Source organism: Shewanella sp. POL2 (assembly GCF_000282755.1).
GTDB lineage: Bacteria > Pseudomonadota > Gammaproteobacteria > Enterobacterales > Shewanellaceae > Shewanella > Shewanella xiamenensis.
The window spans coordinates 20498-32579 of record NZ_AKZL01000050.1 but is presented as its reverse complement, the minus strand read 5'-3'; the positions used below and the strand labels follow the sequence as shown (position 1 = coordinate 32579).

General features: G+C 47.7%; 13 protein-coding genes and 1 pseudogene. 3 read left to right on the top strand and 11 right to left on the bottom strand.

The genetic code is table 11. The features are described from left to right. From SHEWPOL2_RS22495 to trmL, 6 genes and pseudogenes are all read right to left on the bottom strand, one after another. Positions 1–90: pseudogene (locus SHEWPOL2_RS22495) on the bottom strand (transposase); the annotation flags it as partial. A gap of 39 nt (positions 91–129) precedes the next feature. Further along, positions 130–300, bottom strand: coding sequence for a hypothetical protein (locus SHEWPOL2_RS22925; protein ID WP_157173873.1), 171 nt, complete (start codon positions 298–300; stop codon positions 130–132). Between the two features lie 75 nt (positions 301–375). Next, positions 376–873 (bottom strand): hypothetical protein, encoded by a 498-nt coding sequence (locus tag SHEWPOL2_RS22275; RefSeq protein WP_050991368.1) that lies wholly within the window; start codon positions 871–873, stop codon positions 376–378. 15 nt (positions 874–888) lie between these two features. Continuing rightward, on the bottom strand, positions 889–1125 hold the full coding sequence (locus SHEWPOL2_RS14040; protein ID WP_037429212.1) for a hypothetical protein: 237 nt from the start codon (positions 1123–1125) through the stop codon (positions 889–891). Positions 1126–1629: 504 nt separating this feature from the next. Then, positions 1630–2607: a hypothetical protein gene (locus SHEWPOL2_RS14035; protein ID WP_037429210.1), complete on the bottom strand. Its 978-nt coding sequence runs from the start codon at positions 2605–2607 to the stop codon at positions 1630–1632. A gap of 114 nt (positions 2608–2721) precedes the next feature. Next, positions 2722–3186: a tRNA (uridine(34)/cytosine(34)/5-carboxymethylaminomethyluridine(34)-2'-O)-methyltransferase TrmL gene (gene trmL, locus SHEWPOL2_RS14030; protein ID WP_011624457.1), complete on the bottom strand. Its 465-nt coding sequence runs from the start codon at positions 3184–3186 to the stop codon at positions 2722–2724. Positions 3187–3383: 197 nt separating this feature from the next. On the opposite strand from trmL, the gene SHEWPOL2_RS14025 reads away from it, so the two are divergent. After that, positions 3384–4238 (top strand): EamA family transporter, encoded by an 855-nt coding sequence (locus SHEWPOL2_RS14025; RefSeq protein ID WP_037423508.1) that lies wholly within the window; start codon positions 3384–3386, stop codon positions 4236–4238. Further along, positions 4239–5174, top strand: coding sequence for a LysR family transcriptional regulator (locus SHEWPOL2_RS14020; protein ID WP_037429208.1), 936 nt, complete (start codon positions 4239–4241; stop codon positions 5172–5174). It begins immediately after the preceding gene. Here the strand turns inward: SHEWPOL2_RS14020 and SHEWPOL2_RS14015 are convergent. Continuing rightward, entirely contained in the window at positions 5167–6039 is an 873-nt protein-coding gene (locus SHEWPOL2_RS14015) for a patatin family protein (protein ID WP_037429205.1), read from the bottom strand. The two genes, SHEWPOL2_RS14020 and SHEWPOL2_RS14015, sit on opposite strands and share 8 nt — an antisense overlap. A gap of 80 nt (positions 6040–6119) precedes the next feature. After that, positions 6120–7082 (bottom strand): LysR family transcriptional regulator, encoded by a 963-nt coding sequence (locus SHEWPOL2_RS14010; RefSeq protein WP_037429203.1) that lies wholly within the window; start codon positions 7080–7082, stop codon positions 6120–6122. Positions 7083–7204: 122 nt separating this feature from the next. Here SHEWPOL2_RS14010 and SHEWPOL2_RS14005 point away from each other — a divergent pair, with 122 nt between their 5' ends. Then, positions 7205–9196 (top strand): ligand-gated channel protein, encoded by a 1992-nt coding sequence (locus SHEWPOL2_RS14005; RefSeq protein WP_037429200.1) that lies wholly within the window; start codon positions 7205–7207, stop codon positions 9194–9196. A 54-nt stretch (positions 9197–9250) separates the two neighbouring features. Here SHEWPOL2_RS14005 and SHEWPOL2_RS14000 read toward each other — a convergent pair whose 3' ends face one another. From SHEWPOL2_RS14000 to SHEWPOL2_RS13990, 3 genes are all read right to left on the bottom strand, one after another. Then, positions 9251–10192, bottom strand: a complete 942-nt coding sequence (locus tag SHEWPOL2_RS14000) for a DUF4424 domain-containing protein (protein WP_037429199.1) — start codon at positions 10190–10192, stop codon at positions 9251–9253. A gap of 30 nt (positions 10193–10222) precedes the next feature. Continuing rightward, a complete protein-coding gene (locus SHEWPOL2_RS13995; protein WP_037423496.1) occupies positions 10223–10456 on the bottom strand; it encodes a hypothetical protein in 234 nt (77 codons plus the stop codon). A gap of 117 nt (positions 10457–10573) precedes the next feature. After that, complete coding sequence (locus tag SHEWPOL2_RS13990; protein WP_037429197.1) at positions 10574–11911, bottom strand: coproporphyrinogen III oxidase family protein; 1338 nt, start codon at positions 11909–11911, stop codon at positions 10574–10576. Between the last annotated feature and the right edge of the window lie 171 nt (positions 11912–12082).

Below are 12082 nucleotides of genomic sequence, written 5' to 3'. Positions count from 1 at the left end.
ACACAAAAAAGCCCTTCTGACACAGCGATTTATCACATGATAGAAGGGCGTTGCATTAGCATCAATTAGCTGTCTTCTGGCCGAAGTCATAGCAAACTCCACACAGACAAAATCAGGATAATTTAAAGCCTAGGTGAAGGTGCTGAAAAACACAAAAAGATATGGCTGTCCTCTCTTTTCTTGGCCAGTGCCACCACCTGGCGGCGCTGCCCCAAACTGCCCGCCCTGCTGGCAAGCACTGATCACTTCTACCGGCAAACGCTGCCCAGGCTGCTGGTCGAACTGCCCGGTTTCAGGCAAGAAAAAGCCCCAGGGATATGGGGCTGATTGACAAAAGCACCATGACTTTTATCGGAGTTACGCGGCACGGACGGTTTACTTGCACTCCGCTGATTTAAACCACAGCTGTTTATCTTTATGGCTGTTATTGATACGGGTTATCAGCATTACCCAAGGATCCTCGTCATTATATTTTACGTTAGTGAACCAGACTGCCCCATCTCCTATCATGACTCCTTTATATGTTGCACTTAACTCGTCGAATGTAGAGCAAATAACAGTGTGCTTAACCCTTTCCGTAATTATCGCATCGTAATGTGTCACAAAGTCATTACTATCATTTATTTGCAGAATTTCTTTTCCATCCAACCCTCTAACTTTTATTGGGTAAGCAATCAATTTCGCAAGCTTTTCACTATCACCAGAACCAATATATCCCTTGACTTTATTGAAAAAATCATGGATCGCGGCATCACTGGAAATTCCCGATGCTGCAAATCTAGCTGATAACTGATGTTCAATGTTATTTGGCGTTTCCTCGGCCCCACAACTCGCTATCATAAGCATGGAAACGAGGACTAATATTGCTTTCATATAAAATGTTCCTTACTACAAATCTTTCACTACAACTTGATAACGCTTGGCGTCTTGCCAATGTCGGTAGTCATTGTTTCTGAAGGTGTTATAGCGTCTATTGCTTCGGTTTTGCAAGCCTTCTACAATTTTCCCGTTAGAACGCCTAAAATTAAATTCATTGGCTGCTTTTTCAGAATTACCAGCATTTATCTGCTTGATAAGCTGAGTGCTAACCAACTGATAAATCTGAAGATAAATCTGGTCACCCATTTTAAATCAACAACATAATGCACTTTCCGTTTACCTACAACTTGTAAAAGTTAATGTTGTTTAAAAAAAACCATCACAGTCGCAGGGACAACATCTGAGGCAATAAATTACGCTAATCCCTTAAAAAATGGAGCATTTCAGACGAGATAAGCCATCCCTTAGTGTTTGGGATGTGTTCTGGATGGGGCATTTGAAGTGATATAAACCGTTGTCAGTTACTGTTAAAGTGCTGACAGCTTGCGGCAAAGTGCCGTCATCGCTTTACTAAGTGATAAATCTGGCCACCCATTTTAAATCAACAACATAATGCACTTTACGTTTACCTACAACTTGTAAAAGTTAACATTGTTTAAAAAAGAGCCATCAAAAGTCGCAGGGACAACATCTGAGGCAATAGATTGAGCTAATTCATTAAAAAATGGTGTATTTCAGACGAGGTCAATCATCCCATAGTGCTTGGGGGATGTTCTGCAAAGGTTACTTTCGAAGTGATATAAGCAGTTGTCAGTTACTGTTAAAGTGCTGGCAACTTGACGCAAAGTGCCTTCGTCGCTTTTCAAGATGTTCGCAGTAATCGCTCAGTTCTTGCAAGGTTCCCACGGGGCCATGAAATAGCTTGCCAAACTCGGTGGTCAGCTTGAGCCAATTGTCATGGGGGATATTTAATCTGCTCAGTAACTTACCACTATTTTCACTGATGGCTCCCCGTTTATCATTGCGAATAATTTGGCCGGTATCTTCCACCAATTGAAGGTAATCCGTTAAGGAAAACGCAATGCCCTTGGGTTGGTTGTCGCTCTCGTGACCAATAAACGGTAATAGATTGCTCGGCTGCTCACCTTTTAATGCTGCCCGAATACGTAGCTGAATGCTGGTATGGTCGGAGTGTTCTGGTGTATCAGCGAGTTGTGCTCTAATGGGATTTAAATCGACGTAAGCCATACAGGCTAATACCGCGGCTTCATCGAGTAAGGCTTGGGATTTAAACCGCCCTTCCCAGAAACGACCTGTGCAGTTATCCTCTTGATTTGCTTGTCTTGCAATCGGTTCGTTGAGGCAGCGCATAAACCATGAAATATCACATAATCGACTACGATAAAGGGCGATTGAATGCTTTAATCTGTTGACCTCATAAGCTTCAACCAACTCACCTTTAACGAATTTTTGCGTTAATTCATCGCCTTTAAACAACGTATGCCACTGCTCAAGCACTTCGCGGTCTGTCCAACGATTTGCCGTCTCGATATCGACTCGCAGCACCACATGCAGATGATTCGACATCACCGCAAACGCGGCCACATCAATAGCAAAAACCGCTGCAAGTTCAAACAATAATGACTCTACCCAAGCGCGGCGATGGTCATAGTTTTTCCCCGAATAGGTATCATCGCCACATAAAAATGCCCGCCGCACCACGCGGCTACAGCAATGATAATAGGGTGTGTCTTCAAGACTTATCTGGCTTCTGCGAGAGCGCGGCATACAAACCTCCTTTTTCAATGCTTAACCAAAGCATAGTCGGAGGTTAACTAACGCGCTATTAACGTTGGGTGTCCTACTTCACTACTTCAAAATTGGGTGTCCAACTTTAAAATATTAAATTGCGCCTTCAAACCCGAGCTGACGCCAGGCTTCGTAGCTGATAATCGCCACGGCATTGGAGAGGTTGAGGCTGCGACTGGTGGCCGCCATCGGAATGCGTAATCGCTGCTCGGTTGGGATCGACTCGATAATTGGCATAGGTAGACCACGGGTTTCAGGGCCAAATAACAGTACGTCATCCTTAGCAAAACTGAGTTCAGTGTGAGGGCGACTTCCCTTAGTGGTACAGGCCATAATGCGTTTGCCTGCCATGGCTTCGAGGAAGGCATCGAAGTTTTTATGGCGAGTCACATTGGTTAAATCGGCATAGTCTAGGCCCGCGCGACGCAGTTTTTTCTCTTCAAAATCAAACCCTAGTGGCTCAATAAGATGGAGCTGGCTGCCGTTGTTTGCGCAAAGGCGAATGATATTACCCGTGTTGGGTGCGATTTCTGGCTCATAGAGTGCGATATGGAACATGCTTGCCCGCCTGTAAAAAATGACGCCCGATTATACGGCAAACAAGGCTTAAGCGCAGCTCTGCGTGCGCATATCTAAAGCGGCATAAACGCTAGTTCCTTTTTCTTTTCTCCCTATTAACTTTATCTCAGCGCTTGCCTGTTTTATTCTCTCAAAGTAATATATCTCAATATCAAGATACTTTTTAAGAAGTCATTATGCCCTTTGTGATTGCGTTACTCGCCCCAGTGTTTTGGGGGACTACCTATGCACTGGTGAGTCTTTACTTACAGGATATGTCGCCCTACTGGGTGGCGGTTTGGCGCGCGCTGCCTGCGGGCATATTGCTGTTGATGCTGCGCCCACGTTTGCCGACGCTGGCATGGTCTAAATTAAGCTTGCTGGCGTTTTGTAATATTGGCGCCTTCTTTGCGCTGCTGTTTATTGGCGCCTATCGGCTACCCGGCGCCGTCGCGGGTACGCTGGGGGCGACTTTGCCATTAATCTTTTTGATCCTCGCTTGGCTGATCGATAAAAAACGTCCGGGGATGAAGTGGTTACTGCTCGGTTTGATGGGCCTTGCAGGAGTGATTTTATTGCTTAATCCCTCGGCGGATCTCGACCCGATTGGTGTCCTGTGTATGTTGAGTGCGACGACTCTGATTGCCTTTTCTTCCCGTTGGATGCAGCGCTGGGATGTGGGCGATTTTTTAGTGCTGACCGCTTGGCAATTACTCTTGGGGGGATTGATGTTGATCCCGTTGGCTTGGTTTATGGCGGGGCCGCCACAGATACCGAATATGGATGTGGTTCCCTCGTTAATCTGGTTGGCTACCGCCAATACCGCGGTGGCTTATTGGGCTTGGTTGTGGTCAATGCGAAATTTAGGGCCAGAAATCATGGGGATGGTGGCTTTAGTCAATCCCGTGGTTGCCGTATCATTAGGCGTATTGATTGTGGGTGAAACCTTAGATATGCGGCAGTGGGCGGGGATTTTAGTGATTTTACTGTCGCTGCTGCTGATGAAGTTGCCGCAAAAATTGAGGTGGAGTCCCTTAAAAGCGAGGGGTTAGATGCTAAAACACTTAGACTTAAACTTACTGCCCGTACTAGAAATCCTCCTCGAGGAGCAGAGTGTCACGGCCGCAGCGGCGCGGCTGCATTTGAGTCAGTCGGCGGTGAGCAAGCAATTGACTCGCCTGCGCGAAGTGTTTGATGATCCCTTATTCGAGCGTACCGCTTACGGGCTAAAGCCGACGCCCAAGGCGCTGTCGCTGGCGCCCGACTTACGCCAATGCTTACAGCAATTAGCGCAATTTACTCGGCCCGATAGTTTTGAGCCCGCCTTAAGCCAAAGACAATTTCGAATGCATCTGGTCGAAACCACCTATTCGCTGACCTTTCCACATTTTATGCCTTCGCTATTGGCGCAGGCGCCCGGTGTGAGCATCAATTGCCAAACCTGGCGGCTCGATACCATGGACAGATTGCTGCGTTGCGATATCGACTTGGCTATTGGCTGCCGCGAATGGGATGAACGTTCGCCCATGCATGTAAACCATATTCCGGACGATATCCATTATGTTGAATTGGTTCAGGATTACATAGTGTGTTTGATGCGCAGTGACCATCCTGCACTTTCGCAGGAATGGAATCTCGATACCTTTTTAAGCTATCGCCAATTACAGGTCGCCTTTGGTGGCTTGGAATATTGGTTGTTAGACGATGTGCTGCAAATCCAAGGGCGTAAACGGGATATTGCGGTGAATATGACCGACTTCCAGAGTGCGCTGGCCCTGTGTGAGCAAAGCGATTTGATTCTCTGCGCTCCTTCCCGTTATGCCTTAGCGGTGATGAAGTCGTTTGATCTTAAATATTTACCCTCGCCGATTAAACTGATCCCCGGTGCGTATTTGCTGATGTGGCATAAGCATTTCGAACACGATCTCAGCCATAAATGGTTGCGGGAGCTGATTATTAACAAAGTCAGTGCCTCGCTCACTAACTGATATCTGCCCCAGTGTTTAGCCAAGCTTGCAGTTTGGGCAAAATCGCCTGACCATCCGCCAGTCCTTGGTGATATACGGCGGTCACTTTATCGATATTGCGGTCAAGTCGTGAGAGATTAAGTGGTGCAGCAGGGCGGATCACAAAGGACTGGCCGCTGGCAACACTTTGGGCGAGTTCATCGAGGGAGTGGTTATAACGTTGGTGGCGTACTTTGAGCGCAGCGGCCACTGCTGGATATGCTTGATAACGCTTGCGAGCTAACCAATTGAACTTCATCGGCGATTTTCGATAGTTTGCGTCCTGAGTCAGGAGCACCACCTGCCGCTTATAGCCCTCTTGCTGCGCCTTCGCTACCGGAATGGGCGCGGCGATACCGCCATCGAGGTAGGTTTGGTGGTTTATCCGATAGGGATTGGCCATAAAAGGCAGGCTAGAGGAGGCGATCAGCACGTCTAGCAATTTGTCGTGCTCCTGAAAATCGGCCATGCCAAAGTAATCGGTTTGTCCTGTCTGGCAATTAAATGCCCCGACCTTAAACTCGGTTCCACTGGTTAAAAAGGTTTTAAAATCAAAAGGCAGTAGCTCATAGGCCATGCGCTTATAGGTAAAATCGGTATTGACGTAATTACCCGTGGCCAACCAGTGGCGTAGCCCCATGTAGCGCTTATCCCGCAGATATTGCTGCTGAATTTTTAAATTGCGGCCAAATTGGCGTGAAACATAAGAAGCGGGATAAATCGCCCCCGCCGAGACACCAATCACATAGGGGAAGTGCAATTGTTGCTGCAAAAAGGCATCTAACACACCGGCGGTATAAATTGCCCTCAGGCCGCCGCCTTCTAACACTAAGGCCACATCTTGCATTACGTTACTACTGCTTAATCAAATCGATAAAACAGCATACTCTAACTCACCTGATAAATGAAACGCATACCTACGAGTGCTTAGGCGGGGATGGCTAATCTTGGCGTGCGCACGCAGGCGCTGGACTGAGTCAGTGACGCTGGGCTTGGGCTAAAATCCATCTGGCTAAAATATTGACTGAGCGCGGTGATGGCTTCTTTCACTTTGGCAGGCTGTTTATCCCGCGCCGAGGTCACGCTGTAAACGCTGTAGGTGCGTAGCGACCATTCGGATAAAAGTGTTACCAGTTGGCCTGATGCAAGGTATTGATGCACCTCGGGCTCTGGCAATACGGCATAGCCCAATCCATCGAGAGTGAGTTGGATAAGCGTCTGCATATTGTTGACGTTGATGCGCTGGGCCGTGAGTTCGACTCGCTCTTGAGTCTGTAAATGGGTTAAGAACTCGGGCTTAGCATAGCTGTGGCTAATACGGTTGAACCCTTGTAATTCGTCAGGGTGTTGCAGGCTCTGATGCTGGGGAATATAGCTGGGGGCGACACACAGTAACATACGCCAATCTGCCAAGGGGCGAGCAATAAGGTTCGAATCCGACAGAGGGCCGATGCAAATTGCCAGATCGATTCCTTCATTAACTATATCGATTGGGCCGTCCTGCAATTGCAGATTGAGACTGATCTGCGGGTGAGCCGCCAATAAATGCGCTAATGGCTGGCTGAGTAAACCACCGCCAAAGCCGACTGGCGCGGCGATTTTAAGCTCCCCCGAAGGCGTGCCCTTTAATGCATGCAGCTGATGTTCGGCGCTTTCTACTATTTTTATGATTTTAATGCAGTTTTCATAAAATAACGTGCCCGCCTCTGTGAGTGTCAGGTGGCGGGTATTACGGTGAAACAGACTAATTCCCATATCCATTTCAAGCTTTGCGACTTGTTGGCTCACCGCCGATGAACTCAGATTAAGCTGTGTTGCCGCAGCGCTCATCGAGCCTTTTTCCGCGATGGCGGCAAACACGATCATGCCCTTGACCATATTTCTATTCATTCTTAAGCAACTCTTACAAGTGATTACTCAAAGTCTAACTTGAGCCGATTGTAACATAGGGATACATTGCCGTATTGAAAATTATTATCATTTAGAAGGCCGTTAAGGGAGATTCGTTGGTTATGTTGTTACGTCGTAAAAAGATCCTCGCACAGCTAGTATCAACCGCATTATTGCTACCAGCCACTCAGGCTTTGGCGGATACCGCACCCGATCAAGACAAGATGATGGAAAGAATTGTCGTCACCGCATCGGGCTTTGAGCAGCAAGTACGTGACGCGCCCGCTTCTATCAGCGTGATCACCCGAGAGGATCTTGATACACGTTTTTACCGTGACTTAACCGACGCCATGTTAGAAGTCCCCGGCGTGGTGGTGACTGGCGGTGCCGACCGTCGGGACATTAGTCTACGGGGGATGGGCAGCCAGTACACGCTGATCCTCGTCGATGGTAAACGCCAGTCTTCCCGCGAGACCCGCACCAACAGTGATGGTCCTGGTGTTGAAGGCGCTTGGACGCCGCCGCTCGCCGCAATCGATAGGATTGAGATTGTCCGTGGCCCTATGTCATCGCTTTATGGCTCTGACGCCATTGGTGGGGTGATCAACATTATCACCCGTAAAGTACCCAATGAGTGGCAGGGGGAATTGCGCCTCGACACCACGTTGCAGGAGAAGTCAGCCTCGGGCAATGTGTATCAGGGCAACTTTTTTGTGAACGGTGGCTTGATTAAAGATCTGCTCGGCGTGCAGTTATACGGCCAATATACCCAGCGTGAAGAAGATAATATCCACGGTGGTTACCGAGGCCGTGATGCGGATAATCTCACCGCCAGATTTGCCCTCACGCCGAATCAAGACCATGACATCATGTTGGAAGTCGGTATCGCCAACCAAGAGTTGGATAGCACCTTAGGGAAAACCGTTGCGCCATTAGCGCCGGGGGCCAGTTGTGGCCGCAGTGGTTGCCCTGCATCGTCGACAACCGAGTATGAAAACAGCACGATTTCGCTATCTCATACCGGACGTTGGGACTTTGGCACATCGGATACTTATATCAAGCACGAAGTGTACGATAACAAGTCCCGCAAGATGAAAATCAAGAATACCGATGCTCAAACCAGTGTGATCGCCACCTTAGGTGAAAGCCATACGGCAACCTTTGGTGCTGCTTTCAATTATCAAGATCTCACCGATGAAACTGGCAATCAGGTCAGTGACTTAACCGATATTAGTCGCCGACAATGGTCTGTGTTCTCAGAGGATGAATGGCGTATCGTCGATAATTTTGCCTTAACCTTAGGCCTGCGTTTAGACGATGATGAAAACTTTGGCGACCACCTCAGCCCACGGATTTACGGCGTCTGGGGGCTGACTGAGCACACTACCTTAAAAGGCGGTGTGTCGACGGGCTTTAGGGCGCCGAGCCTGAGGCAAACTGTGCCCGATTGGGGGCAGGTGAGCCGAGGCGGCAATATGTACGGTAACCCGGATTTACAACCCGAAACCTCAGTGAACTATGAGTTAGGCATTTACACCGATCTCACCGATTCCATTACCACCAGTGCTGGCGTGTTCTATAACGAGTTTGAGGACAAGATCACCCGTGTCGCTTGCCCTGCGACTCAATGTACCGATGGGCCAAACCAGTTTGGCGCTAATCCCACCACTTATGTGAATATCGATGAGGCGGTCACCCAAGGGGTTGAGCTGAGTATCGACTATAAAATCTTGAGTAACTTAGCCCTAACGGGTAACTACACTTACACGGATTCAGAGCAAAAAACGGGCGCATATAAAGGTAGTCCATTGAATCAATTGCCTAAACATCTGGTGCAATTGTCGGTTAACTATGAGCCGATAGATAAGTTAAGCACTTGGCTGCGAGTTAACTACCGTGGCGAAGAGAGCCAACCAACCACTGGGCCTTCTTCAAGCAGTTTGATTGCGCCTTCCTATACGCTGTTAGATTTAGGGGCCAACTATCGCGTTAACGACAGCATTAAGTTCAGCGCGGGTATTTATAACGCTTTCGATAAGGAAATCACCCAAGAAGAATATGGCTACATCGAAGATGGCCGTCGTTACTGGTTAGGTATGACATATAGTTTTTAAATTTAAAAACAGTGATTTATAAAGAAGCCAGCACCTAGCTGGCTTCTTTTTTGATTATTCAATATTCGGTTTACGAATAAACAGGATGCTGAGATCTTGTTTTGGCGTGAACTGTTTTTGTTGGAATTCAAAGGTGAGTGGATCGGTTTTTTTAAGCTCGCCATCAAAACACAGGCTAATGAGATCTGTGGGCTGGGATTTTTTCAGCGTCAGTTTGAAGTCCTTAATCGCCCCTTGCCAGTTATTGGCCGTGACCAAAATATAGCTAAGGTGATTCCATTCCACGCCATATTCAACATCTTCGCCGTCTTGTTTAACGATAAGGTTTCGCTTTCGAATGCCTTGCTTAGCGCTTTCATCTAAACAGGCAAGTTCAGTGTAAGTATCGATAATACTATTGGCAGTATCGGGGATGCCTGTTGAGAGGCTCGGCGTGTAACTGTGGCTGATGGAGACAGATTGGCCCGCAGGGAAGGTTTGCTGCCACACAAAGTAATCACTTAGGGTAAAGGCGATTTGTTGGTCCTCATCCAACCATTGACTGGGGAGCGCAGGTTTGCCCTTGGGGACTTTGCTATATTCGGCAAAATAGGCGACTTCCTCTACACCCCAGCCGAGTTTTTTAAGCTCGGCAGAAATATCGGTTTTATCGGCAAGTTGGGCGACGAGCCTGTGCTCGGTTGGCTGGGTTTTGCCATTCACTTTTAGGGTGAAGTTATCGATGCTGCTGTGATCGGCGGAGCCAAAAAACATCGGCGGCATAGGGAAGGCGATGGGGACGATAAGATCCTGCGAACTGGTGTTGGTAAACACATAATCGACCCTGATTTCGGCCTCGCTGATAAAGAGTGACTCTTTGTCCATACTGATATGCGGCTGATATTTAAGGGTGATTGAACCATTGGCATCACCAAAACTGCTGTCGTTGGCAAAAACCGATGTGCTAAATAACAACGCGGTTAGAGTGCAAGCTAAGATGCGTAAATAAGATGGCATAAATATCTCAACGAATTGGAAATCAAAAGATTATTGATGGCGGGCAAGTTCGATGGCTGCGGCAATAGCATTGCGTGCTTGCGGGCTGTTTTTCCAGCAAGTGGTGCGTAACATGCTAGCGACGAGGTTGGCGATATCCTCGACCTCATGTTCGGCCAACTGCGCAAGTGAGCTAATACCGATTTCTTCAAAGCGTTTAATGACAGTCGGGCCAACGCCCTTAACGGCGAGTAGTGCTTGTTTTTCTTGATCAGTAAAACCCATAACGAATACTCCTTTATTACTGGGTTGGTCACGAATGCGAATAAACCGAGGCAAGAGTAGCGCGAAATCACCTTAACAAAAAGGCCCATAAAGGGCCTTTAGTGGTTTTACTCTTGCTTACATATCGCAGGGTTTGAGCGGTTTACGCAATTGCGCGCGCACGTTATCCATGCCAGCGTAGAACTCTTTCATCATTAACAGGCCCATCATCTTTCCGTTATCTGTGATGATCAGATTATCGGGATCGGTGGGGTCGTTCTTGATGGCGCCAATCAGCTTCATCGAGGTCATTTCCTTAAACAGGGCTGTGTCTAAGTTAACGCCAAAGGTTTCGCGGAAATATTTACGCGATAGGCGACCGGAGAACATCCCCAGCAGAAAGCGATATTGCATCACATCTTTTTTGCTGTAGTTCTTCTGTTGCTCGACGCCCATCTTGCCAGCGGCGATCCGCTCTTGGTATTTACGTAGCGAGAAGGTGTTAACGTATAAAGTGTCATTCAAAAAGCTAAATGAGCCTGAACCAACCCCTAAATACTCATCGTAGTCGATTACATATTCGTCGAAGCCTTCGTCATTCGCCTTACCAAAGGCCCATGCAGACAACTGATTATATTGACCATTTAAGCTGTTTAAGATCTGGCGATATTGGTTGGCCATATCCGCCTGTGGTGCGGCCAGTTTACCTTTAACACTCTTACGCGTTTGGTGCGTAATCATCAGTGGATAGGTGGTGATCTGTCTTGGGTCGAGGCGTGAGGCCATGTCTAAGTCGTGCTGGATCACTTCATCGGTTTGGCCGCGGAAGCCAAAAATCAGGTCGACGTTGATAATGGGGAACAGCTCTTTAGCCGCCATGATCTTGTCGAAGGTTTGCTGACCTGTGCCGAATTTTTCGAGGCGGTCGGTCATTTTTAAAATGTCATCGTTAAAGCTTTGTACGCCGATGGACATGCGATCCACTAAGCCCTTGAGTTGCTTAAAGCCAGGGCTGTCTAAATGCTGCGGATCGGACTCGCAGGAGACTTCTTTAATACTAGGGAATAAGGTTTTGGCGTGTTCTATGGTACGAGCCAGTTCGTCTTCTAATACCGTGGTGGTACCGCCGCCAATGTACATAGATTCAAAGTCATAGCCTAAGGCTTTGACCATCTCCATCTCTTTACGTAGGGAGATAAAGTAAGCGCGCGCCTTGTCTTCCTTAAACATAAAACGATGGAAGGTGCAGTAAGAACACAAGGTATGGCAGAAGGGCACATGGGCATAAAGCATGTACTTTTTACCTTCGACCGGAGCGGGCATGATGTCGGCGGAGAGTGTATCAAGGCGAAGATTCTTATCGACATAATACTGCATGACTCGTTCCATCGAGCTGAGCATCCAGTTAGGGACGGTAATATTCGCTTGATAAGGCGTTGCGATCGCGCCGCTGAGCGTTTGAATAACTGAAGACATAACGATTCCTATCTGAGAGTGCTAACCGTAAACACCAAAATTGCTTTAGGTAATTCACGACCACCTAGCGCAATTAGACTACCTCGTATGGAGTAAATAAAACGTGAACTGGTTATAAGTTACGGTTTCCTAACAAGGAAATCACGGGCTTTTTGTTAAGCAGATCATGTT